We start from the raw sequence: 25,486 nt of genomic DNA, 5'->3' as shown, positions 1-25,486 counted from the left end.
TTAATTCAACAAGGTACAAAAATGTTAAAAATTCCGACAGTAAGTGAAGCCGAAAAGCTGATAGAAGAAAAACTCGGTGGCTGGGTTGATATCATCATAAGCCATATTCCAAACTTTATTGTCGCAGTAATTATTACTATCGTGTTTTCATTGCTGGCGCGTATCGTTGGGTCAATGCTCAGAAAGCTATTACGCCGCTCGTTAGAGTCATCGCAAATAGCAGACTTAATGTCATCGATAGTAAAAGTCATCGTGTTATGCGTAGGCTTATTTGTAGCCCTTGATTTCTTGGGTCTTAGAGGCACTGTCACCTCATTACTTGCTGGTGCTGGTATCGTAGGTCTTGCAATTGGTTTTGCCTTTCAGGACATGACAGAGAACCTTATAGCGGGTATTGCCATGGGTATTCGCAAACCATTTAAAACAGGTGATGTAATCCGCACCGAAAGCGTGTTTGGTACCGTTAAGGCGATTAACCTTAGAAATACCCTCATTGAGAACTTTTATGGGCAACTTATCTTAGTGCCTAATAAGATTCTATTTAGAAATATACTCAGTAACTACAGTACCTTAGGTGTGCGTCGTATCGAAGTGCCTGTAGGTATTTCGTATGCTGACGATCCAGAACAAGCCGCTGAGGTGATTGTTAAAAAAATCAATGAGTTTGATTTTGTGATTAAACAAGAAGAAACCGCCGTTTACGCCGAAAGCTTTGGTGATAGCAGCGTTAACTTACTAGTTTGGTTTTGGATTAAATACCCCGGCGAAGCAGATTTCATGACCGTTCGCCACAAGGCTGTTGTGGCAGTTAGAAACGCTCTAAGCGAAGCTGACATGACCATCCCATTCCCAATCCGCACGTTAGATTTTGGCATCAAAGGCGGCGAGAAATTAAATGCCATGATAAGCGAAAAACAGCAAGATAAAGACGCTGAGGCACCGCAAACCGATGAGTAAAATTTACTGACTCATCGGCGTGATTTACACAGGGAAGTGTTTGAGGGGTGGGGGAGAGTTTATTTTTGACTAGATAAAGTGAATGGTTTTTGCCTCTAAAAACTTTTTGTCCAAATACAAGCTTGCTCTCACTTTTGCTGTTTATTAGAAATGATTGGCGTTTTATTTGTTAGAAATTAACCCTCGCGCGAAATAAATTTCACGCCTACGGTGAGCTATTTTTGACTTAGAGCTTAAAATTTACGGTTTAAAGCTGGGTTCCCGTGTTGGGTTTCGCTACACTCAAACCAACCTACGGGCTTAAAGTTTTTGTCCTACAAAAAAGCGCAAGCAGTTTAACTGTTTGCGCTTTTTATTTATTTGTTATATCAAAGATTAGTGAAGGATACGTGCTCTGATTGTACCTTCAACAGCACTTAGTTCTTTAAGAGCTACTTCAGATTGGTCTGTATCTACATCAATTACTACGTAACCAATTGATTCGTCAGTTTGTAAGTACTGGGCTGCGATATTAATGCCGTGCTGTGCAAACGCTTGGTTAATTTGCGTTAGAACACCTGGGCGGTTGTGGTGCACGTGTAATAAGCGGCTGCGGTTTGCAAGCTCAGGCAGTGATACTTCAGGGAAGTTAACTGCTGTAATGGTTGAACCATTATCTGAGTACTTAGCAAGTTTGCCCGCAACTTCAATACCGATATTTTCTTGTGCTTCTTGTGTTGAACCACCAATATGTGGAGTCAGAATTACGTTATCGAACTCGCGCAGCGGTGATACGAACTCTTCATCATTTGATTTTGGTTCTACAGGGAACACGTCGATTGCAGCGCCGCTCAGCTTTTTATCTCGAAGTGATTCTGCTAATGCATCGATATCAACAACAGTGCCGCGAGAAGCATTGATCAAGATGGCGCCTTGCTTCATTACTTCAAGCTCAGCCATACCAATTAGGTTCTTCGTTTGCGGTGTTTCTGGTACGTGTAAGCTAATAACGTCAGCACGTTGTAGTAACTGAGTAAGGTTATGAACTTGTGTTGCATTACCCAGCGTTAGCTTGTCTTCGATATCGTAAAACTCAACGTTCATACCGATATTTTCAGCCATGATACCTAGCTGTGTACCAATGTGGCCGTAACCAATAATACCTAACGTTTTACCACGTGCTTCAAATGAGCCGTTGGCAGATTTTAACCAACCACCGCGGTGTGCTAGGGCATTACGCTCTGGAATACCACGAAGTAATAATAAGATTTCACCAAGTACTAATTCTGCTACAGAGCGTGTGTTTGAGAATGGTGCGTTAAATACCGCAATACCACGTTCACGCGCACCTTGTAGATCGACTTGGTTAGTACCGATACAGAAGCAACCGATTGCGACTAGCTTTTCAGCTGATTCTAATATCGCTTCATTAATATGAGTGCGAGAACGAAGGCCTACAAAGTGCACATCTTTAATGCGCTCAATGAGCTCGTCTTCAGGTAAGGATGTTTTTACGTAATCAATATTGCTGTAGCCATTACGCTTAAGCGTTTCTACAGCACTTTGGTGCACGCCTTCCAGCAAGAGAATTTTAATTTTGTCTTTTGCTAACGATACCTTACTCATATCCTCATTCCTATTTACTTTATTTGCGGCCCATTTTTGGTGCCGATGATGACTTTATCTGCGCCGCGATGGGCAAATAAGCCGTTTGTTACTACACCAACAATCTGGTTGATTGTTAGTTCTAATTCTTTGGCGTTGCTGATATCTAAATTGTGCACGTCTAAAATGACGTTTCCGTTATCTGTTACAACACCTTCGCGGTAAACAGGGTCACCGCCTAGTTTTACTAGTTCACGAGCTACATAGCTGCGTGCCATTGGGATCACTTCAACCGGCAGTGGAAATGCGCCTAATGTTGTAACTTCTTTAGATTCATCAACAATACAAACAAATTGTTTTGCTACCGCTGAAACGATTTTCTCGCGTGTCAGCGCTGCACCACCGCCTTTGATCATCTCATTGTGTGGGTTGATTTCGTCTGCGCCATCAACATACACATCTAGGCTTGATACATCGTTTAGTTCGAATACTTCAATCCCCAGTGCTTTTAACTTTTCAGTTGAAGCCTCAGAGCTTGAAACCGCACCAGTAATGGTGTCTTTTACTGTATCAAGTGCATCAATAAAGTGATTCACTGTAGAGCCTGTACCTACACCAACAATGGTATTTTCGTTTACAAACTCTAGGGCTGCCCAGGCAGCGGCTTTTTTTAATTCATCTTGCGTCATAATTATGTGCTCAGTTAGCTGTCAGAGAGGGCCTATAGTATACAAACAGTTTGCTTACCATTGGTAGATTTTCTCTGGGGTTATAATGTGTTTTAACGGTACATCCCACGATTCAATTGGCAATGCTGAAACATGCTGACATTGATGGGCAAGGCCTATCAAAATCGGTTTTTGCCAGTTTTCTTGGTAATACCGAGCCAACGTTTTGTCATAAAACCCACCGCCCATTCCTAAACGGTTACCTTGATCATCAAATGCCACTAATGGCATAAGTAAAATATCAAGCTTGTCTAAAGGGCATATTTGACTGCAATTTAACTTGGGCTCCAAGATACCATAGCGGTTTGCAGTCATGGGTGAATTTTCTTCATACCTCTGAAAGTATAAAGTTGTGCCATTGAAGGGGTGGATAATAGGCAGATATAAATGCTGCTCTTGCATCCATAATTCTTTAATTAACAATGAAGTGTCTAATTCGCCATCATTGCTGAAATAAATGCCAATATGGGCGTTTTTAGGTGTTTTTAGCGATTTTAAGTGTTGAGTAAAATTCACTTTTAGCGCAATTGCTGCATTTTTTTGTTGTTCAACAGTCAGTGAATTGCGCTTTTTTCGAATAGATTGTCTGATTTCTGCTCGTGTGTTGCTCATGTCAATATTAGTGTTAACTTTCTAAAAAGGAGAAAAGTTCAGGGAAAAGCTCCACTACACCCAAAATGATCAATAACACAATGACCATTGCAATAAGCGAATAGAGTAGGGTATTTGAGCGTTTTTTAACAGGCTCTGTTAATTCGTCTTCAAGTAGCAAGTCATCTTCTTGCCAGCTATCGTCGCTATCAGCAACGCTGTTATTTTCAAGCTCAGGTAAACGCTGCTCTAAGTCATCAAGTTTTTCTTCTAGCCGAATAAGACTACTGGTGATGTAATCGAGGGCATCAAAAATACGTTCTTCACGCTCTTTGGCCTGTGCAGCTGTATTGTCTGATTGGCTGCTGGTGGCTGCTTGGTTAATCGGTTGGAGCTTGGCTTTAATGCCAACACTGGCGAGTAACTTTGCTTGTTTTAGTGCTTTATCTTGCTCGCTTGGTGCAAATAATGGCTTATGCTCAAACAGGGTCGCAACTTTGTCTTTTGTTGTTTTTAGTTTTGAAGCTAGTTGTTCTGTTGCTTGTACTTGGTCGACACCGGCTTCAAGCCCTGCAAACATTACGCGAAATTTTTCTGCCATTTGCTGATTATCCAAATCCTTAAATCAATGACTTGAGTATATACCCAAAAAGATTAGTGGAAAAACAAAAGCCCGTATAAAACGGGCTTTTTCTATTATGGTTTTGCAAATACGCTGTTTAGTATTTTGCTGCTTTGCCTTCGGCTGGTAGTGATTTCAGGATGAAATCACGTAAGTCATTATTTGATGACTCTAAATCTGCATGACGTAAATACATCATGTGACCACTGCGATAGCCTTTAAAGCTTAAACGATCTTTCATTTTGCCACTTGGATCTAACTGCCACATTGTGTATTTAGCATCAAAGTAGTTTGTTGCACCGTCGTAGTAGCCAGATTGAATCATCACGTTTAAGTATGGGTTTTGTGCCATTGCTAAACGTAAGTTTTCACCTGTGTTGTTGCCTGAGCGATCCCAAGGGTGAACATTACCAAATAGGTTATATTTGATATCGGTTTTGTAGTTAAGCTCTTCACGTAGGTAATAGTTAATCGCTGGCGTGAATGAGTGTAACCATGAAGTAAGCTCAGCCCAGTAATCAGGTGACTCACCTGCATCACGTTTGTCGATACCTAAATAGCGAGAATCTAAACGGCCCACAGTTTGGCCGCGCTCGCGTAATAGCTCTTTCCAGAAGAAGTTATTTGGAATATCAAGGTTATTTTGCTCAACAAACTTTTCAGATAAACCTGCGTATTTTGCTGCTTGCTTGATGATTGCACGTTTTTCATCAGCAGGTAAGAAACCACCTTTAGCAATTGCAGGTAAGAACTTGTTCACGGTGAACTGTTCCACTTCAGGGAGTAACTCGTCTAAGTCTTTTGCTTGTAAGTCTGCGCTAAGGGCTTTGTGGTACCAAGCGGTTGCTGCAAAGTAAGGTAGGCGGTTAGCAGCTTCTACAGGGCCTTCACGTTTAATACCAATTTCAGTTGGTGATACTAGAATAACGCCGTTGATATACATCCATTGGCGATTTTGTAATTCGTGAGCAAGACCAGAAACACGAGTCGTACCATAGCTCTCACCAATTAAGAACTTAGGTGAACGCCAGCGCTCGTTGCGAGAAACAAAGGTATTTAACCATTCAGCTAAGTATTTGATGTCAGCGTTAACACCAAAGAACATTTTTTGTTGGTCTGACTTACTTGGCAACTCACCTTTTTCGTTTTCAAGAACGCGCGAGTAACCGGTGTTAACTGGGTTGATATAAACAATATCAGCCACGTCTAAAATTGAGTAAGGGTTATCTTTTACGCCATAAGGTTGAACTGGGTAACCTTCGTCATCAATTTTTAATACACGTGGTCCAGTATAGGCAAGGTGCATCCATACTGACGCAGAACCTGGGCCACCATTAAACGAAAAAACTAAAGGACGTTTTGTTCTATCGTCTACTTTATCGCGGGTATAATAAGTATATTGCAGCGTTGCAACGGCATCGCCTTGCTCATTCCAAACCGGTTGTGTACCTGTGGTTGCGGTATATGAAAAACGCTCACCATTAATGCGGGCTTTGTGTTCTGTTACCACTTTGCTGTCAACGTCAATACGACGTCCGTTATCAGCAAAGCTTGGAGTACTGAAGGTCAGTGTTAGTGCTGTCACTGACAAGCCAATAAAACTAACTAGTTTCATGTTGATTCCTTATTATTCGAATTGCAGCTATTAAAAAGTAAAGCAAACTCGATGACAAACTAATGAGACTAGTGACCAATATTAGCTGTTAAACAGAAAAATAACTGAAAATGCTGAGCTGGTTACAAAAAAGTGCATTTTTTTAGCAAAGATATTTTGCTTAATTATTTAGCTAGATTAAAAAATGGCGTATATTTAGCGTTTTTATAATCTGTGTACACGTGCTTAAGAAAGAGAAGTTGCAATGCAAAGAGTATTAGTAGTTGAAGACAGTAAAGTAGTACAGCAAGTGTTACGTCACCTCGCTGCTCACTATTTAGATGTGGCTGTCGACTTTGCGTGGTCTTTAAAAGAGGGCGTCTCTTTAATTTCCGAGCACGATTACACCTTGGCTTTAGTCGATTTAACGCTACCTGATGCGATGAATGGCGAAGTAGCTAAATACACCTTATCAAAAAACATCCCGACCGTTGTTCTAACATCAAAAATTGATGAATACATTCGCCAGCAAATGTTAGAGCTTGGTGTGGTTGATTACGTGGTTAAAGATAACCGCGACTCATACCATTATGCGATCAAACTTGTTGCACAATTACTTAGAAACGATGGTAGCAAAGCGCTGGTGGCTGATGACTCAGTACTAAGTCGCACTTTGATGAAGCAAATGCTCGAAAAGCAGTTGTTTGATGTACGCGATGCTCAAGATGGTGAACAAGCACTACAAATGCTTAAAGACGATCCTGAAATCAAGCTGCTTCTTACGGACTATGCAATGCCAACAATGGATGGTTTTGAGCTCGTTAAAGCGGTGCGTAATTTCCGCGGCCGTGATGATTTAGCTATTATCGGTTTATCAGGTGCCGGTAAGCATGGTTTATCGGCGCGTTTTATTAAATACGGCGCTAACGACTTTTTAACTAAGCCGTTTATGAATGAAGAGTTTCATTGCCGTGTTATGCAAACCATGGAGCAGCTTGCTTTAATAGCCGATATAAAAGAAAGCGCATACCGCGACCATTTAACTGGCTTGTATAATCGTCGTTATTTTTATCAATACGCAGAAAAACTGCTTAAAAATGTTGAGCAAGAAAACGTATTGGCTTTGCTTGATATCGACTTTTTTAAAAATGTGAACGACCAGTTTGGTCACGAGGCGGGTGATCAGGCGCTAAAACAAGTGTCTTCATTTTTAAAGACTAAGTTTGATGACTTTACTATTGCGAGAATTGGTGGCGAAGAATTTGCCGTGGTACTGCATAATATGGACTTAGCTAAGGCAGAATCGAGACTCAATACCTTTAGAGAGCAGTTAGCAAGCCATGCCTTTTCAATTAACGGTGAGCCTTACTCATTAACCATGAGTATTGGTATGACTCAATTCCAAAAAGTATCGCTTACAGCTGCGATGCGCATTGCTGACAAGGCCTTATATCAAGCCAAACAGCAAGATCGGAACTGCTTAGTTAAACTATAGTTGTGCTAATTGCACCAGCGCTGGTTAATTGTTAAAAAAATGCACCAATAGGGTGCATTTTTTTTGTGCGAAAACCAATTTTTATTTTTAAGTTATTGAAAATAAGCAATAAAAAATAGTGGCACAAAGGTTGGATTGTATAAGCCAACAGGATAACAATAAGCGTCCGAAGGGGGCCACTATGAAAATGATTAGTGCAATAATAAAGCCATTCAAACTTGATGATGTACGTGAAGCATTGGCTGATTTAGGCATTGAGGGGATGACAGTTGTCGACGTTAAAGGCTTTGGCCGTCAACGTGGTCATACTGAGCTATATCGTGGAGCTGAATACCAAGTCGATTTTATTCCAAAAATCAAACTTGAAATTGCAACTCGTAGCGAAAATTGTCAACGCGTTGTTGAAACCATCACAAAAATTGCTTCAACAGGCAAAATTGGTGACGGCAAAATTTTTGTTTACGACTTAGACCAAATCGTTCGTATCCGTACGGGCGAACTTGATGAAGAAGCAATTTAAGGGGGAATTATGGAAAACACTATCGTAGAGTTGAAGTTCTCACTCGACACTTTTTACTTTTTAATGTCGGGTGTTTTAGTAATGTGGATGGCGGCTGGTTTCGCTATGCTTGAAGCAGGTTTAGTTCGTGCAAAAAATACAACAGAAATCCTAACTAAAAACGTTGCACTATTTTCTATTGCCTGCACTATGTTCTTATTAGTGGGTTACAACATCATGTATGTTGATAACGCAGAAGGTGGTTTCATCCCTTCATTTGGCGCATTAATCGGCACTCAAGCTGCTGATGCGGATCACTCTTTAGAGTCTGATTTCTTCTTCCAAGTTGTGTTCGTAGCAACAGCTATGTCAATCGTATCTGGTGCGGTTGCTGAGCGTATGAAGTTATGGGCATTCTTAATTTTCACTGTTGTTTTAACTGGTTTCATCTACCCAATCGAAGGTTACTGGACTTGGGGCGCAGGTTTCTTATCTGAAATGGGCTTTGTTGACTTCGCTGGTTCTGCAATCGTTCACGGTGCAGGTGCTGCGGCAGCGCTAGCTGGTGTACTTTTCCTAGGTGCTCGTAAGGGGAAATACGGTAAAAACGGTGAAATCTACCCAATTCCTGGTTCTAACTTACCGTTAGCAACTCTAGGTACATTAATCCTTTGGATGGGTTGGTTCGGCTTTAACGGTGGTTCACAGCTACTTGTTTCTGACGCTGAAAACGCAACAGCGGTTGGTAAAATCTTCTTAAACACTAACGCAGCAGCAGCGTGTGGCGCAATTGCAGCACTATTCGTATGTAAAGTGTTATGGGGTAAAGCTGATTTAACTATGGTTCTTAATGGTGCACTAGCAGGTCTAGTAACGATTACTGCAGAGCCTGCATCTCCAACGCCATTACTTGCTTGTTTACTTGGTCTATTAGGTGGTTCACTGGTTGTATTTAGCATCGTTGCTCTTGATAAAGCGAAAATCGATGACCCTGTAGGTGCTATCTCTGTACATGGTGTGTGTGGTGCATTAGGTATCATGTTAGTACCACTTTCAAACTCTGATGCAACCTTTGTTAATCAATTAATTGGCTTAGTATGTATCTTAGGATTTGTGTTCATCGCGTCATCAATCGTATGGGCAATCCTGAAAAATACCATGGGTATCCGTGTTACCGAAGAAGAAGAACTAAACGGTATGGATCAACATGATTGTGGTATTGATGCTTACCCTGAGTTTGTATCAGTTCGCAGTAACTAATCTTGGTGCGTGCAAATAGCACGCCCATAACAATATCATTGTGTGTTCAAAACAAAGCTCTACTTAGGTAGGGCTTTTTTGCGTTTAAATAAGTCTTTTCTGATAGGCGAAATCGCTATTTTTTGACTATGCTTAATGTTCATTTCTAACAAGGAAAAACGATGGATAACAAACTCTTGCTTATAATTATTTCGCTGTTTTTACCGCCTGTTGCGGTATTCTTAAAAGCGGGCGCAGGTAAAGACTTAGTGATTAACATTATTCTATGCTTTATCTTCTTTATACCTGCTGTGATCCACTCACTCTGGTTGTGTACACGCTAAACGAGTTTAAGTGACTGTTAATTTTACAGGTGTTAATATTGCGCTGTTCAAGGCGTAATCCTGTAAAATTAACTGACCAATAGCGAACTCAATGGCTGATAAAAAAACTCCTGCAAAAAAATCGTCTAGTAAACCGAAGGCGACATCAAAAAAAACTACCGCTAAGCGCTCACGCGCACCTCAAGGGCCAGCTAAAGCGAGTGTATTAAGAAAACTTTGGTCAATTTTTTGGAAGCTTTCACTCGCTGTGATTGTTGCCATGGTGCTGTATCTAATTTATTTAGATGCAAAAATTACTCGCCAATTTGAAGGCAATAAATGGCAGTTACCTGCACAAGTGTATGCTCGTGCAATGAGCTTTTATCCTGGGCAGTATTTGTCTCAGCAAGAGGTTATTTGGGAGTTAAACCGTTTAAATTATTCATCTGTAAATAAGCTAAGCCGTACAGGCCAGTATGTTAAATCAGCTAACAGTATTAAAGTGTACCGCCGTGAATTTGAATTTTATGATGGCCTTGAAGATTCACAAGTGATTGAACTGCGTTTTTCAGGGCAGAAATTAGCAACTATCAAAGATAAATTTGGCCGACGTTTAAACAACGCTCGATTAGAGCCAGTTCAAATAGCCCGCATTGGTAATGATTCAAAACAAGACCGCGAGTTTGTGCCGCTAGATAAATTTCCGCCGATGCTAAAAGACACTTTACTAGTGGTTGAAGATCGTAATTTCTATCAACACCATGGAGTATCTGTGTGGTCAATTATGCGCGCTTTATACAGCAATATTAAAGCCGGACGTACAGTGCAAGGGGGCAGTACCTTAACCCAGCAATTAGCAAAGAATATATACCTTACCCGTGAGCGTTCTCTGGTGCGTAAGTTTAATGAAGCGCTTATCGCCTTGATATTAGATTACCGCTACAGCAAAGATGACATTTTAGAAGCTTACCTCAATGAAGTGTATTTAGGTCAGTCTTACAATCAAGGCGTTCATGGTATGGGCCTTGCCGCTGAGTTTTATTTCTCAAAGCCTGTGGATGAGCTTGAATACGACCAAATTGCGCTTTTAGTGGCTATGGTTAAAGGTCCTTCATATTACAACCCACGTCGTTATAGTGAGCGTGCAATGGAGCGTCGTGATCTAGTACTGCGCTTAATGGTTGAAAATAAATTGATTGATACCCGTGAATACCGTGCGGCATTAAAGCGTCCAATTGATATTGCACCAATGAAAGACAGTCTGCAAAAGTCGTATCCTGGTTACTTAGAATTAGTTAATCGAGAATTAAAGCGCCTACTACCTGATCAGCAAGTGTTAGATGCCGGAGTGCGTGTATTCACCTATTTTGACTTACAAAAGCAAACGGCCATGGAAGAGTCGATTGAGGCAAGTTTACCTTATCTAGAAAGACGCCCTAAAACAGAAGAGCTTGAAGCGGCGATGATCTCTGTTAATGTTGAAAAGGGTGGGGTGTCGGCGTTGGTAGCAGGTCGTGACGTACGTTATTTTGGTTTTAACCGTGTGCTTGATACCAAGCGTAATATTGGCTCACTCGTTAAGCCTGCCGTTTATTTAACGGCATTTGAAAGTGGTCAGTTTAATGTTGCTACGTTGGTGGATGACTCACCGCTGCAAGTGACTAATGAGCAGGGGAAAGTATGGCAACCAGAGAACTTCGACAAGCAGTTTCGCGGCCCTATGCCACTATACAAAGCATTTAGTAACAGTATAAATATTCCTGCGGTTAACACGGGCCTTGATGTTGGGGTTGATAAAGTAGCTGATACCTTGAAGCGTTTAGGTGTAGAAGGGCGAATTGATCAATATCCATCATTGTTATTAGGCGCTCTTGAGCTTTCAAGCTTTGAGGTAGCGCAGCTTTATACAACCCTTGCTGCTGATGGTCAGTACCGCGAATTAACGTCTATTTCAGCACTGACTGACTCAGTAGGTAAGGTGCTTTATAAACATGATGTCAGCTCACAAAAACGTTTTGATGATGCATCAATCTACATGACTAAGTATGCAATGAAGCGCGTGACTAAAGATGGCACGGCTAAACGCCTAAATGCTCATTTCCCATCAATTCAGCTTGCTGGTAAAACAGGCACCAGTAATGACTTACGCGATAGTTGGTTTGCAGGTTTTGACCAAAACACGGTGACTGTTGCATGGATTGGTCGCGACGATAACAAGAGCACAGGTTTAACGGGCAGTGTTGGCGCATTAGAAGCTTACATTCGCTATCTTAAACCACTAAACCCTGAAGCCATAGCGGATACTCGCCCTGCTTCTATTCGTTGGGCATTTATTAATGAAGAAACCGGTCTGCAAGCGCCTCCGGGTTGCGGCAAAGTAGTGCAGCTACCTATACGTGCCAGTGAGTTTGAGCCTAGACCAACTTGCGTTAGAGATTAATAACACCAACTCGCATTAATACTTAAATAAACGAATTGGCAAAGAATAAAAAAAGCCCCAGCATTGAAAAATGCTGGGGCTTTTTATTAACTTGCTTAACGCTTATTAAAGCTTCGCGAATGCGCGCTCTGCGGCAGCAATGGTGTCGTTGATCTCTTTTTCAGAGTGCTCAGCGCACACAAAGCCTGCTTCAAACGCCGAAGGAGCTAGGTAAACACCTTCTTCTAGCATTAAGTGGAAGAACTTCTTGAAGCGCTCTAAATCACACTCAGTCGCTTGTTGGTAGCTAGTTACTTTTTCTTTATCAGTAAAGAAGAAGCCGTACATACCACCTGCGTAGTTTGTTGTAAGTGCAATGCCTGCTTTTTTCGCAGCGGCTTCAAAGCCTTCACAAATTGCTTTGCTCTTTGCTTCAAGTTCATCGTGCAGGCCTTCAGCACTTAATAGCTCTAAAGACTTTAAGCCAGCAGCCATGGCAATTGGGTTACCTGATAATGTACCTGCTTGATAAACTGGGCCAACAGGTGCGATGTAATCCATGATTTCTTTCTTACCACCAAATGCACCCACTGGCATACCGCCACCGATCACTTTACCTAAACACGTTAGGTCTGGCTTGATGTTGTAGTAAGCTTGTGCGCCGCCTAAAGCAACACGGAAACCTGTCATTACTTCATCAAAAATAAGCACAGATTTGTATTCATCACACACCTCACGTAAACCTTCTAAGAAGCCAGGTACAGGTGGAATACAGTTCATGTTGCCAGCAACTGGTTCAACGATGATACAAGCGATTTCGTCAGCGTATTTTGCGAAAATTGCTTTTACTTCATCAAGGTTGTTAAACGACACAGTTAATGTGTGCTTAGCAAAGTCTTCAGGAATACCCGGTGAGTTTGGTACACCCATAGTCAGTGCGCCTGAGCCTGCTTTTACTAGTAGTGAGTCAGCATGACCGTGGTAACAGCCTTCAAACTTTAAGATTTTGTCACGGCCAGTGAAACCACGTGCTAAGCGAATTGCACTCATTGTTGCTTCAGTACCTGAGCTTACCATACGTACTTTTTCGATTGATGGTACTAGCTCTTTTACTTTTTCGGCCATTAAGATTTCAGTTTCTGTTGGCGCACCATAGCTTAAGCCATTTTCAACGGCTTCTAATACCGCTTGTTTAATAGCTGGGTGGTTGTGACCCATGATCATTGGTCCCCATGAACCAACGTAATCGATATAACGGTTACCATCAGCATCAAAGGTAAAAGGACCTTCTGCTTTAGTGATGAATAAAGGAGTACCGCCAACGCCATTGAAGGCACGAACTGGTGAGTTAACACCGCCTGGGATTGATTCTTGCGCGCGATTAAAAAGATCTTGGCTAATTGTCATGAATAGTCCTATTGGGTTGTCACGTTAAATGAGTTGGTTTGCAAGGGCTCAAAGAGCCCAAAACGAAGCAAGTTAGCTATTACGTTTACGGCTAAACCAAGGCACGTCGACTTCATATTGCTCAACTTTGTCGGCAACATCTAAGGTTAGAGCAAACAACGCCATGCGAATTAACACGCCATTTTGCACTTGGCGGAAAATTGCTAGGTTGTCGTTGCTATTTAAATCGTTATCTAGCTCGTTTGCTTCTAAACGGCTATCACGAGGAAGTGGGTGCATCAGTACTGAGTTAGGCTTACAGTGTGCGTTGTAAATAGCCTGACTGATACGGAAACCACCACGGTATTTGTTAGCTTCTTCTTGAGAAGGGAAGCGCTCTTCTTGGATACGGGTTTGATAAACAATATCGGCGGCCAAGTTGCCTTCCATTTTATCTACTACTTGGATTTTATGACCTGCGTTATCAACAGCATCTAAAATGTAGTCTGGCATTTGTAAGCCATCAGGTGCCACCATAGAGAATTTAACGTCTTTATAATGACAAAGTAATTTAGATAAAGAGTGCACAGTACGGCCGTATTTTAAATCACCTACTAGGGCAATATGCATACCGTCGATACTTTGGTTGAAACGACCTAGCTCACGTTCAATCGTTAGTAAGTCTAGTAAGGCTTGTGTTGGATGCTCATTCGGGCCGTCACCGCCATTAATCACTGGCACGTCACACCCGGTGGCAAACTCAGCAACAGAGCCTGCGTCAGGGTGGCGCATTGCGACTGCATCTGCATACGCTGAGATCACGCGTGCGGTATCATACAAAGATTCACCTTTTGCAAGCGCTGAGCTTTGCATGCCCGTTGTTTCACGAACCAAACCACCTAGTAAGTTAAATGCAGTACCAAAACTTACGCGAGTACGCGTGCTTGGTTCAAAGAACAAGTTCGCTAAAATTGCGCCCTCTAAAACATTGGTGCGCTTTTGCTTTTTAGCATAAGGCTCCATTTTCTTAGCAACTGCAAAAATACGTTCAATACAATCTCGATCAAGCTGATTGACCGACAGGATATTTTCACCTTGGAAACTTAGCATGGGGTTTGTTCCTAATCACATTTATAGGGCGCTGGCACTCGGTATGGGAGGCCGCATAAATTTGCGCAGTACTATAGCAAATTTTTAGCGTTCACAGCAGCAAATTATAAGTTAGGTTTAATAATTGCCAGTGCCACTATAGCTAAAAGGATGAGTACCGGAACTTCATTAAAAATACGGTAAAAGCGATCGCTACGTGTATTGCGATCATGCTTAAAGTCAGCCAGTAATTTAAAGCAATAGCCGTGGTAGATATAGAGAATAATCACTAACACCAGTTTGTAGTGCAGCCACATGCTGTATCTAAACCAGTCTCGACCATATTCAAAAATGGTCAGTACGCCAAATACCAATGTTAAAACAGCAAACGGTGTCACAAAAAACAGTAAGCGGCGTTCCATTACTTTCAGCATTGAGTTACAGGCTTTTTCTTCACTCATTGCGTGGTAAACAAAAAGACGTGGCAGGTAAAAAATACCGGCAAACCAAGCAATCATAAAGAATACGTGGAAGGTTTTATAAACTAATAGCGCAGTCATTTAAGCATCCATTTTAATTGTTATAACAAACTGTTGCGAATGGTAAGGATATGTCTGATTTGGTCCCAACGCAAAAGGCCCATAATCTGTTGGTTATCAAGCAGGTTGTAAATATATACCGCACCGCTGCGTTTATCTTTTAATAAGTCAAAAGCATCGGCTAATGTTGCTTGGCTACTAAGGCCGGCAAGGCTGACATATTTGATATTACTTTCTTGGTCAGACATCAGGCTTAAATCATATTCTGCAAGACGATAGCCATTCTCTTCATCATGAACAATCAGCGGGGTTTGGCTATCAAGGGCATCGAGCGACTCTTTAATTTGTTGTTTGTCGTCACTGTAAAGCAGCTTGAATTGCTCATCCATTTCATCCATCACACCTACTTTTTGTAATGCTTCGGTAGCTGGCGATATTTGATATTCAAGCCCTTGGAAATCAAGTTGTTGCATGAAAATAGAGCGGTTACCAAAAAACTGCAACGCCGTGACATAAGCCGTTGAGATCACCAACATGGCTGGCACAATGATCTCGGGGCTTGAGGTCAATTCCATAACCGTAGTGAGAGCTGCCAGTGGTGCGTGTAATGTTGCTGCCAATAATCCTGCCATGCCAAGCATGCTATAGGTACCTGTGATATCAACACCCGGACTAATAAACTGCGCGAAAAAGGCCATTAAGGTGCCCATTAATACCCCAAGTCCAATAACAGGGCCGATGATCCCACCTGGAATACCTAAACCAATGGCAAATAAGGTGGCGAGTAATTTAGCAATCAAGATGGTAGTTAAAAACTGCACATCATCTGGTGATTCAATAGCAATAGTGATAGCACTCATACCAGAGCCCATTGCATGAGGAACCATATAAGCAATTAAACCAGCTATTAATCCTGCTAGTAATAGACGAGGGAACATACTTAGTGGTTTGAAGGTACGGATTATAAGCATCAAGTTTTGGTTAAATGCATAAGCAACAGCGCCAAGTGCCATACCAAAAATGATTAAAAATGGGTAATGCCAACCACTCAATGGGTTCATGGTGATAAGTGCAAGCTCTGAAGCGTCACCAAAGACAAATTGAGTGGCTAATGCGCCGGTAACCGCTGCGAGCATAATGGGCACGAAAATATGCACCTTATACTCCCTCAGTACCACCTCCATGACAAAGATAACGGCTGCAAGTGGGGTGTTAAATGAAGCAGCAATACCAGCTGCAACACCACAACCGGTGAGGGTACGCATTGCATTGTGCGGAAGGTGTAGTTTATCGGCCAGTAAACTGGCACCCGTTGCACCCATATGTACTGAGGGGCCTTCTCGACCGACCGAAAAACCACTAATAAGGGCTAATGCACCGCCGACAAATTGGTTTACCGTGTTGTAAAGCGGCATATGGCCATAATGTTTTTTAATACGGTGAATTACAAATGGAATGCCAAGACGATAATGCTTAAAGCCTGTTAGGGCGGCGAATAAGGCAATTAGTAAGGCTGCACCAACTGGCAGTATCATCCGCTCATAGGTTGGTAAAGTGGTGAAGTCATCAGGCTTATCTAAAAATAAGCTTTGAAAAAACATGATTGTGAGGCGAAAAAGTATGATCAACACTGCCGCAATTAACCCTGCACTTACACCAAGTAAGCACAATTGCACAGATGTTTTAGGCTTTGCTAGGCGACGTCTTAGTCTCTCAAGCCACATGCATATTTCCTCACAGCACTTTTGAGCCGCAGTTTAGCAAATCAAATTAACTAAGTCGTTGGGATTTTATAATTTTATCTGCATTTTGGGTAAATCTAGCTAATCTTTGCTGTCGTTATTAATTCGCTGCGTTAATTCAGGTAAGCGAGCTGTAATGGCTTTTGATATTTCATCTACCAACGGGGCATGTTTTTTATGAATAACCGTGTTGATAGCCATTTGCCTTAGTACAATTACAGAAAAATCTTTTTTAAAGGTAGTTATATCGTTATTGAGCGCAGGATAAAGTGCATAATCGACACGACCTTTTTTTAGCATAGTAAGCGTATGGCTCAAGTCTTCGTTATGAATGATCTCGGCTTTAATATCAAACTCATTAAGAATTTCGATATCACCAATCGAGCTCATAATTCGGTTGTTTGGGTTGTATAAATTATCTCTATCGCATGGCAGCGCTTTTCGACATAGAAGCACTAAGTTAATAACGCCAAGGCTAGGTTCTACGACAATAATATTCTCGAATTTACGCATATTACTTTGTGAGCGCACAATATCGCCGTCAACGATGCCTGCATTTAATAACAATACGCCTCTTCGAGATGGTGTTGCTTGCATCTGGACTTTGATATTTAAATCATTATAAACATCACTCATTAACGCTTTAAATGGTGCTACACGCGGAATATCTATATAGGTTAACAACAGCTTTTTTGGCCGAGAGTAATTTGTTGCAGATGACTTTGCGTCAGTAAATAAATCATTGAGTAAGGCTATTTTAGCTTTGTTTTCAGCGTCATTGCGTATGCCAATCACTAATGGGGAGTCGGTAAACTGAGTTACTATTTTTGGCTCAGATAGGTTTTGTTGCTCAGCAAAATAGTTAAGCACTTTTGGTGCAGTAATCGCAAAATTAATCTGCTTAGTTTGCAATAAGTGAAATAGTTCTTCATCGTTTGCTGTTTGCACTATGCTGTCAGGATAGGATTGAATTACTTTTTCGACCACACCCGGGTAAATATAAGGCTCAACAACGCCAACTTTGTGCTCATTAAAAAGCTGTTCAAGGTTTTCAAAATCTTGTGGATTAGACTGAGTGGTAATGACAGCTAGTTGAGAATTTAAAATAGTGGGTGAAGCAACAAAGCCGGGCATCATTTCAGATGGCTAAGCAGGGTAATAACCCAGGTAGCCGGTTAACTGGGCTTTTTTTATTGCATTTTGCCAAGGTAAATATTCAACTTCGAGGTTTATCGATTTTTTGGCAAGCCTGTCTCTTAATAGTGCAATAGCATCACCGCCATTTTCCATTTTACTACTTGCATACGGCGGGGCTTCTAAAGAGGTGATTTCCCATGTTTCTTGGTACGTGCTATCAGCAGCTGCAAGCGAGCTAAAAACAAGTACCATAAAATAATAAAAGCGAGAAAGCATGGAAAAAGAATCATTATTAATTGTTCAATAAGTATACGTCTAAATTAGACTTTTTAGCATTATTAATTTGCTTATTTGCAGTTCATAACATTACAACTAAAGCAGTGATGTTTTTGGTCATACATACGCTTATCGGCCATGCTAAGTAATTCGTCAAATGATTGCGCATCGTCAGGATATAATGCAAAGCCAACACTCGCCTCAACGAGCAAGTCACCATACTCTGATTTTATCGGCGCCTTAATCGCACAGATCAATCGTGATAGTGCACGGTTTATTTGTACTTGGTTTTCTATGTCGGTAACAATAACTACAAACTCATCACCACCAATGCGTGCAGCACAATCGGTTTTGCGAGCAGTATCTTGTAAGCGTTTAGCAACTTCTACCAGTACTTTATCTCCCACTGCATGGCCATGGGTGTCGTTAATCGGCTTAAACTTATCAAGATCAAAATACAGACAACCTACCTTAGAGCCTGTGCGCTCAACACGGGCAAATTCTTGCTTGATGAATCGCTCAAGCGCACTACGATTTGCTAAACCAGTAAGGTAGTCTGTTTGTGCTAATTGCCTAATTTTCTTCTCTGCCATGACGCGTTTCGTGATATCGAAGTTAACGCCAATCATGCGGTTGCCGTATATTCTTCCATCTGCATTGATATAGCGTGTTTTGCCAGAGGGTAGAACAATCTGAAACTCTGCGTGAAACTCTTCGCCATTTAAAATTGCGAGTTTTAGCTTGTTAGTCACGTCTTCATATTCATCTGGATGCAAGCTATTTGCCCATGCTGAATAGTCCCCTTTGAATTCTGATTTTGGAATTTCAAATAAGGTATGCATCCAGTCATCCCAAATCAGTTCATTAGTGTCAAAATTCCACTCCCATATACCAATATGAGCAGCATCTGCAGCCATAGACATGCGTTGGTGTAAGCTTTCAAGCTCGGTTTTTGCTTGTTTTAATTCAGTAACATCTTCAGAAACGTCCAATAAATATTGCGCTTTACCATTACTGTCTTTAATTGTGAGTTTCCGTGTTCTTAAATAATGAGTATTGTCATCAATAGTAACCGGCTTTTCCTCTATAGTTAGAGTGTCATCACTTTTCAATACATCCCGATCGGTTTGCACGAAACTGACTGCTTGTTCATTACTGAAAATATCAAAGTCATTTAAACCGATTAGTTGGTCTTTATTTTTACCAAGTAGTTGCTCACCCGCTTTATTTACATGGCTAAATGTAAGATGCTCAGCTTCTTTTACAAACAACATGATGGGTAAATTATCGAAAATAGTTTGTGTAAAGGCTTCTTGGTTTCGAATATCAGAGAGATCTTTTATTGTCGCCACATAAGGACCTGACTCTTTTTTACCAATTGAGCTGATTGTTAATGTAATGGGAAATCGTTTTTTATTGGCTCGTTGTCCTTTTAAGAGCCGACTGCTACTTTTACCCGCCGTTTTTTTACTGAGCTGTGAATCTCTGAGGATTTCATCAAGTTCTAACGATCTTTCGGGGATCAGGGTACGAATATGTTTGCCTATTAAATCATGCGGCTGATAGCCAAAAACTTGGTTAACAGCCGGGTTTGCAAATTCAATTTTTCCTTCATTATTAAAGCTAATTACCACATCTTGTACGGTATTAAGTACTGCTTTTAGTTTTGCTGATAATAAGCTCCTTGCTCTGAGCTCAACAGCACCCAATACAAACAGACTTAATGCCACCAGAATAAAAATAATAAGTTGTGCTAACGTCGAGTAGTCGTGGGTTGTAACATAGGTGGTGTATTCAGTTTCAAAAACAGACATCGAAATCATGCCGATGTAATGCATTCCCGAAATTGCACTGCCCATTATCAAAGCCACCACCAAGTTCATCCGTGTTTGATGAACCCCTTTAGCAAGTCGAAAATCATTAATTTTTAATGCGATACCTGACAGTACAATAGCGACGATAATAGATAAAGAGAACAACCAAGGCTCATAAGCCATTTTTGCAGGCATCACCATCGCCATCATGCCAACAAAATGCATCGAGCCAATCCCAGCACCCATTAGCACACTTCTAAATAGTAGCCCTTTGTCGGTTTGTAGTGCTGGTGAGAGTACGATGTAACTGGCAAACACACTTGGCAAAATTGATATCAAGGTAATGCTAATGTTGTATTCAATAGGGATGGGCAAGTTGTAGGCAAGCATACCCACAAAGTGCATACCCCAAATACCTATACCTAAAAAACACGAAGCCATGATGGTCCATATCTGACTTTCATTCTTTAGATAAGAGTGTTTGATACGAGCTGATAATAAAAAAGAGATATACGAAGCAAATACGGCTGTGAGGATTGAAGCAAAAGCAAGGAGTAAATCGTATTCAGCTGGAATGACCTGCGCACTGCTTAAATTATCAGTTATAAAATGCAGCTTGAAATGCTCTATCACAATTATCTTCCCTCAGTGCAAACTCATGCCAGCCCAAATGTAGTACAAATTAACTTTAGTCCAAGTCGAATGGCTTAGCCAGTTGCCCTCACCATAATTGAGATGCTCTTCTGGTGATACTTGATTAAAACACTCGGGTATTAGATAATTGCGGCCAATATAGGTTTTGAGGGTTTTGGTATGTCAGATGAGTTGCCAATCAAGTTCAGCGATGCAGCAGCTGTTCGTGTTAAACAGTTAATCGAAGAAGAAGAGAATCCAGATCTTAAACTACGTGTTTATGTAACAGGTGGTGGTTGCTCAGGTTTCCAATATGGTTTTACTTTTGATGAAAAAGCTAACCCTGGCGATTTAGAAATTGTTAAAAATGGTGTAACGCTTGTTATCGACCCTATGAGTATTCAGTATTTGGTCGATGGTACCGTTGACTATACTGAAGGGCTTGAAGGCGCACGCTTTTTTGTTAATAACCCGAATGCAACAACAACCTGTGGTTGCGGAGCCAGCTTCAGCGTTTAACGAATTATTTAAAAAAGCCACTTTATGTGGCTTTTTTATTGCTTTAACTTCTCATAATATCTTGCCTCTGCTAAATTTTACGCATTATTAGAAGGAATTTTGCGTTGCCAAATATAACTACAACAATAGAAAAGAAACCCTATATTTTAGCTATCGCCATTGTTTTGGTGATTGTACTGTGGATGCTATCTGGGGATAGCAAAGCAGATCAAAAAGCACAGCAAAGTGATCAGCAAGTTCAAGAGCGCTTGCCTAAAGTGCAAGTGATGCCGTTGGTCGCTAAGAATATTAATAAAAACCTAACTTTTTATGGAAAGTCAGAGCCTGACAAAATCTCGAACATTAGCGCTAGGCAAGCAGGGCAAGTACTCGAAATTTTGGTTGAAGAAGGTCAGTTTGTAAAACAAGATCAGGTTATTTTACGTCTCGATAAATCTGATTTAGCCGCCCAAATCACATCAGCAGAAGCCTTAGTTGCCCAGTATCAAACTGAATACGAAGGCGCGCTTAAACTTAATCAGCAAGGTTTACAAAACAAAGTATTGACCATGCAAGCACAAGCTATGTTGCAACAAGCAAAAGCAACTTTGGTAAGCCTTGAATTAAAGTTAGAACGCACTGAAGTGCGTGCTGCTTTTGATGGCGTTATCAACAAACGTTTAGTCGAAATTGGTGATTATGTTGGCATAGGCGACCCAATATTACAGCTCGCTGATTTAGACCCGTTAATTGTCAGAGCCGATGCGACTCAAAAAGAAGTGCTAGGTTTAGAAGTTGGGCAAGCTACCTTTGCTCATGTGTTAAATGACAAAACCTATCCGGGTCGAATTCGTTATATTGCCTCTGTTGCTGATGACAGCACCAATACATTTCGCATCGAAGCGGCGTTTGAAAACCCAGGTATGAAATACAAAGCGGGTTTTTCTACTCAGCTTAATATTGAATTACCAACTGAGCCTGCCATGTTATTAAGCCCGGCTTTCATGGCCCTAGATGAGCAAGGTAATATCGGCGTAAAAGTCGTGAATGACGACAATATTGTAGAGTTTAAATCGGTAAATCTAGCTAAAAGTACCGAGCAGGGCGTTTGGCTTTGGGGTTTAGGCGAGCAAGCTAATGTTATTACCCTTGGTCAAGGCTTTGTGCGTGCCGGTGACAAAGTTGAGCCAGTGTTTACTGAAGCAACGAGCAACTAAGTATGAAAAACTTAATTGAAGCGTCGTTGACTCACACGCGTACGGTTTTATCTATTTTCATCTTGTTGCTGATCTCGGGGTGGGTGACATATCAAACTATCCCTAAAGAAGCGAACCCTGATGTCACTATTCCTTTTATTTATGTGTCGATTATTCATGACGGTATTTCCCCTGAAGATGCTGAGCGGCTATTAGTTAGGCCAATGGAGATTGAGCTACGCTCGATTGAAGGCGTAAAAGAAATGTCAGCGGTGGCAAGTGAAGGACATGCCTCTGTGACTCTTGAGTTTATTGCGGGTATGGATCCCAAAGAAGCCTTAGCTGATGTACGAGATAAAGTTAGTTTAGCTAAGGCAAAACTGCCTTCTGAATCAGAAGAACCAGAAGTTCATGAAATCTTGATGGAAGATCAGCAGCCAACCATTACATTAACCTTGTCAGGCGATGCGCCAGAGCGAGGTTTACTAACCCTGGCCCGTAATCTAAAAGATGAACTAGAAAGCATTTCTAGTGTATTAGAAGTTGATGTAGGTGGTGACCGCGAGGATATGGTCGAAATTGAGGTCGATCCATTGGCGATGATTTCTTATGGCCTTGAACCGAATGACATTATTCAACTGCTATCAAATAACAACCGCTTAGTTGCTGCCGGTACCCTAGATACTGGTAAAGGACGCTTTGCTGTAAAAATCCCGTCGGTATTTGAGACGATTCAGGATGTGATGGAACAACCTGTAAAAGTTGTTGGCGATAGGGTGGTGCGTTTTATGGACGTAGCAAAAATTCGCCGAGCATATAAAGACCCAACCTCAATCGCACGTATTAATGGCCGCCATGCGGTTTCGCTGGAAGTGAAAAAACGTGCTGGCGAAAATATTATTGATACGGTCGATCAAGTTAAAAAAGTGGTGAATGAGGCCAAGGAAATTTGGCCTGAGCATATACGAGTGGATTACACCGGCGACATGTCAAAAGACGTGAAAATGATGCTCTCTGATCTGCAAAATAATGTGCTGTCTGCTGTATTGTTGGTAGTTATTGTGATTGTGGCGGTACTTGGCGCGCGCACCGCCTTCTTAGTAGGTATTGCCATTCCTGGTTCATTCTTAACCGGGATTTTAGTGATCTCTGTATTTGGTTTAACGGTGAATATCGTGGTGCTTTTTGCACTCATCATGGCTGTCGGTATGCTGGTGGACGGTGCAATCGTTGTCAGTGAGTTTGCTGACAGAGCGATGAGTGAAGGCAAACCACGCAAGGCTGCTTATAAACTAGCTGCTGAGCGAATGGCGTGGCCAATCATCGCTTCTACGGCAACGACATTAGCTGCCTTTGCACCGCTAATATTTTGGCCGGGAATGATGGGCGAGTTTATGAAATACTTGCCGATTACGCTTATTGCCACCTTGACTGCGTCATTACTTATGGCATTGGTTTTTGTGCCAACCATCGGTGGATTAATAGGAAAATCAAGGCCGCTTTCTGAGCAGCAAAAACATGATTTAGAGTTAGCTGAGTCTGGTGACTTAACACAAATTAAAGGGATGCTTGGGCGTTATATTCGAGTGCTTGATTATGCAACAGAGCGTCCTTGGTGGAGCCTTGCTGCTGCAATCGTGTTTTCTATTTTGGTGTTCTTTGCATTTGCTGTTTCTAAGTTAGGGGTTGAGTTCTTTCCTGATGTTGAGCCAAATGGCGTCAATATCAAAGTACGCTCTTACAGTGACTTATCTATTTTTGAAAAAGACGTGATCATGAAAGACATTGAGTCACGCATTTTAAAAGTGGAAGGTATTAAAACCTTGTATGCCCGTACTGGCGGTAAAGATCAGGTAGGCACGTTTAGAATGAATCTAAAAGACTGGGATGAGCGCCCACCTGCAGAAGATATAATCAGTCAAGTTAACGAAATCACGGCAAGTTATGCTGGTGTCGAAATTGAACTTCGTAAAGATGAAAACGGCCCCGGTGGTGGCAAAGCGCTGAGTATTGAACTCAGCTCTCGATTTGTTGATGTGCTTAACAGTGAAGCAAAACGAGTAAGACAAGCTATCGAAAATGATGGCGCGTTTCGAAATGTTGATGACAGTGCTTCAAAACCGGGCATTGAGTGGCAACTTAAATTGAATCGTTCGGATGCGGCTCGTTTTGGTGCGGATGCCAGTATGCTAGGGGCGAATGTTCAGCTTATTACTAATGGTTTAAAACTAGGGGAATACCGCCCCGATGATGTTGATGACGAGATTGATATTCGCGTACGCTTTCCTCATGACAAGCGAGATTTAGGACGTCTTGAAACGTTGCGTGTAAAAACTATGCACGGGCAAGTGCCAATTAGTCACTTTGTTGAGCGTCAAGCAGCTCCTAAGGTCGATACAATTCGCCGTGTTGATTCTCAGCGCGTTGTTACCGTTAATGCAGACATGAAACCGGGTGAACAACTTGCTAAAGCGTTGCCACGCTTACAAGCGCAACTAGAGGAGCAAGGGTTAGATCCGCGCGTGAAAATTAAAGTGCGTGGTGAAACCGAAGATCAAGATGAATCAGAAGCCTTCCTTGAGCAGGCTTTTGTGGTTGCCCTGTTTGTGATGGGGATCATTCTGGTAACGCAATTTAATAGCTTTTATCAGGCATTTTTGATTTTAAGTGCTGTACTGTTTTCAACTGTGGGTGTGTTCTTAGGTTTAACCGTATTACAGCAACCGTTTGGTATCGTGATGTCAGGCATCGGGGTTATCTCGCTTGCAGGTATTGTAGTTAATAACAATATTGTATTGATTGATACCTATAATGTTTTACGTAGCCAAGGTCTTGCTGCAAAAGATGCGATTTTACGAACCGGTGCTCAGCGTTTAAGGCCAGTACTGTTAACGACTGTGACCACCATTTTGGGATTAATGCCGATGGTACTGCAAGTGAATATTGACTTATTTAACCGCCATATTGATTTTGGTGCGCCATCTACTCAGTGGTGGGTGCAATTGGCCACGGCTGTTGCGGGTGGTTTAACATTTGCCACAGTATTGACACTGGTACTTACGCCTTGCTTGTTAATGCTACGAGATCGTCGTCGGTAATCGGTAAATTCGTTACTGATTAATTAA

Annotated in this window: 21 protein-coding genes; 9 read left to right on the top strand and 12 right to left on the bottom strand. The window is 41.6% G+C overall.

Going from position 1 to position 25,486, the window contains the following annotated elements:
* Positions 1-21: 21 nt before the first annotated feature.
* Entirely contained in the window at positions 22-957 is a 936-nt protein-coding gene (locus AOG26_RS09955) for a mechanosensitive ion channel family protein (RefSeq protein ID WP_054562327.1), read from the top strand.
* 375 nt (positions 958-1,332) lie between these two features.
* On the opposite strand, the gene serA is transcribed toward AOG26_RS09955, so the two are convergent.
* The 5 genes from serA to AOG26_RS09930 form a co-directional block, all read right to left on the bottom strand.
* Positions 1,333-2,562: a phosphoglycerate dehydrogenase gene (gene serA / locus AOG26_RS09950; protein ID WP_054562326.1), complete on the bottom strand. Its 1,230-nt coding sequence runs from the start codon at positions 2,560-2,562 to the stop codon at positions 1,333-1,335.
* 14 nt (positions 2,563-2,576) lie between these two features.
* Positions 2,577-3,230 (bottom strand): ribose-5-phosphate isomerase RpiA, encoded by a 654-nt coding sequence (rpiA, locus tag AOG26_RS09945; protein ID WP_054554255.1) that lies wholly within the window; start codon positions 3,228-3,230, stop codon positions 2,577-2,579.
* A gap of 54 nt (positions 3,231-3,284) precedes the next feature.
* Complete coding sequence (locus AOG26_RS09940) at positions 3,285-3,881, bottom strand: 5-formyltetrahydrofolate cyclo-ligase (RefSeq protein ID WP_054562325.1); 597 nt, start codon at positions 3,879-3,881, stop codon at positions 3,285-3,287.
* A 13-nt stretch (positions 3,882-3,894) separates the two neighbouring features.
* Positions 3,895-4,461: a hypothetical protein gene (locus AOG26_RS09935; RefSeq protein WP_054562324.1), complete on the bottom strand. Its 567-nt coding sequence runs from the start codon at positions 4,459-4,461 to the stop codon at positions 3,895-3,897.
* A 118-nt stretch (positions 4,462-4,579) separates the two neighbouring features.
* Positions 4,580-6,097, bottom strand: coding sequence for a S10 family peptidase (locus AOG26_RS09930; protein WP_054562323.1), 1,518 nt, complete (start codon positions 6,095-6,097; stop codon positions 4,580-4,582).
* Positions 6,098-6,341: 244 nt separating this feature from the next.
* On the opposite strand from AOG26_RS09930, the gene AOG26_RS09925 reads away from it, so the two are divergent.
* The 5 genes from AOG26_RS09925 to mrcB all read left to right on the top strand — a co-directional run bounded on the left by AOG26_RS09925 (position 6,342) and on the right by mrcB (position 12,072).
* A complete protein-coding gene (locus AOG26_RS09925; protein WP_054562322.1) occupies positions 6,342-7,571 on the top strand; it encodes a diguanylate cyclase in 1,230 nt (409 codons plus the stop codon).
* 181 nt (positions 7,572-7,752) lie between these two features.
* Positions 7,753-8,091 carry a P-II family nitrogen regulator gene (locus AOG26_RS09920; RefSeq protein WP_054554260.1) on the top strand — a complete coding sequence of 113 codons (339 nt, stop codon included), beginning with the start codon at positions 7,753-7,755 and terminating at the stop codon, positions 8,089-8,091.
* Between the two features lie 9 nt (positions 8,092-8,100).
* Positions 8,101-9,330 carry an ammonium transporter gene (locus tag AOG26_RS09915; RefSeq protein ID WP_054562321.1) on the top strand — a complete coding sequence of 410 codons (1,230 nt, stop codon included), beginning with the start codon at positions 8,101-8,103 and terminating at the stop codon, positions 9,328-9,330.
* Positions 9,331-9,491: 161 nt separating this feature from the next.
* Positions 9,492-9,653 (top strand): YqaE/Pmp3 family membrane protein, encoded by a 162-nt coding sequence (locus AOG26_RS20505; protein WP_082401591.1) that lies wholly within the window; start codon positions 9,492-9,494, stop codon positions 9,651-9,653.
* A 91-nt stretch (positions 9,654-9,744) separates the two neighbouring features.
* Positions 9,745-12,072, top strand: a complete 2,328-nt coding sequence (gene mrcB / locus AOG26_RS09910; RefSeq protein WP_054562320.1) for a penicillin-binding protein 1B — start codon at positions 9,745-9,747, stop codon at positions 12,070-12,072.
* Positions 12,073-12,177: 105 nt separating this feature from the next.
* Here mrcB and hemL read toward each other — a convergent pair whose 3' ends face one another.
* From hemL to AOG26_RS09875, 7 genes are all read right to left on the bottom strand, one after another.
* Positions 12,178-13,458: a glutamate-1-semialdehyde 2,1-aminomutase gene (gene hemL, locus AOG26_RS09905; RefSeq protein ID WP_054562319.1), complete on the bottom strand. Its 1,281-nt coding sequence runs from the start codon at positions 13,456-13,458 to the stop codon at positions 12,178-12,180.
* Positions 13,459-13,530: 72 nt separating this feature from the next.
* A complete protein-coding gene (locus AOG26_RS09900; RefSeq protein WP_054554265.1) occupies positions 13,531-14,547 on the bottom strand; it encodes an aspartate carbamoyltransferase in 1,017 nt (338 codons plus the stop codon).
* Positions 14,548-14,651: 104 nt separating this feature from the next.
* Positions 14,652-15,086, bottom strand: coding sequence for a CopD family protein (locus AOG26_RS09895; protein WP_054562318.1), 435 nt, complete (start codon positions 15,084-15,086; stop codon positions 14,652-14,654).
* 20 nt (positions 15,087-15,106) lie between these two features.
* Complete coding sequence (locus AOG26_RS09890) at positions 15,107-16,789, bottom strand: chloride channel protein (RefSeq protein WP_054562317.1); 1,683 nt, start codon at positions 16,787-16,789, stop codon at positions 15,107-15,109.
* A 99-nt stretch (positions 16,790-16,888) separates the two neighbouring features.
* Positions 16,889-17,944 (bottom strand): transporter substrate-binding domain-containing protein, encoded by a 1,056-nt coding sequence (locus tag AOG26_RS09885; protein ID WP_054562316.1) that lies wholly within the window; start codon positions 17,942-17,944, stop codon positions 16,889-16,891.
* Positions 17,945-17,953: 9 nt separating this feature from the next.
* Entirely contained in the window at positions 17,954-18,220 is a 267-nt protein-coding gene (locus tag AOG26_RS09880) for a hypothetical protein (protein ID WP_054562315.1), read from the bottom strand.
* 71 nt (positions 18,221-18,291) lie between these two features.
* Positions 18,292-20,667, bottom strand: a complete 2,376-nt coding sequence (locus AOG26_RS09875) for a diguanylate cyclase domain-containing protein (protein WP_054562314.1) — start codon at positions 20,665-20,667, stop codon at positions 18,292-18,294.
* Between the two features lie 180 nt (positions 20,668-20,847).
* On the opposite strand from AOG26_RS09875, the gene erpA reads away from it, so the two are divergent.
* From erpA to AOG26_RS09860, 3 genes are all read left to right on the top strand, one after another.
* Complete coding sequence (erpA, locus tag AOG26_RS09870) at positions 20,848-21,186, top strand: iron-sulfur cluster insertion protein ErpA (RefSeq protein ID WP_054562313.1); 339 nt, start codon at positions 20,848-20,850, stop codon at positions 21,184-21,186.
* A 104-nt stretch (positions 21,187-21,290) separates the two neighbouring features.
* Positions 21,291-22,382 (top strand): efflux RND transporter periplasmic adaptor subunit, encoded by a 1,092-nt coding sequence (locus AOG26_RS09865; protein WP_054562312.1) that lies wholly within the window; start codon positions 21,291-21,293, stop codon positions 22,380-22,382.
* A gap of 2 nt (positions 22,383-22,384) precedes the next feature.
* A complete protein-coding gene (locus AOG26_RS09860) occupies positions 22,385-25,459 on the top strand; it encodes an efflux RND transporter permease subunit (protein ID WP_054562311.1) in 3,075 nt (1,024 codons plus the stop codon).
* Positions 25,460-25,486: the final 27 nt, after the last annotated feature.

The organism is Pseudoalteromonas sp. UCD-33C (assembly GCF_001306895.1).
Classification (GTDB): Bacteria; Pseudomonadota; Gammaproteobacteria; order Enterobacterales; family Alteromonadaceae; genus Pseudoalteromonas.
Note: the sequence above shows the minus strand (reverse complement) of the source record. Positions and strands in the feature narration are given on the sequence as shown.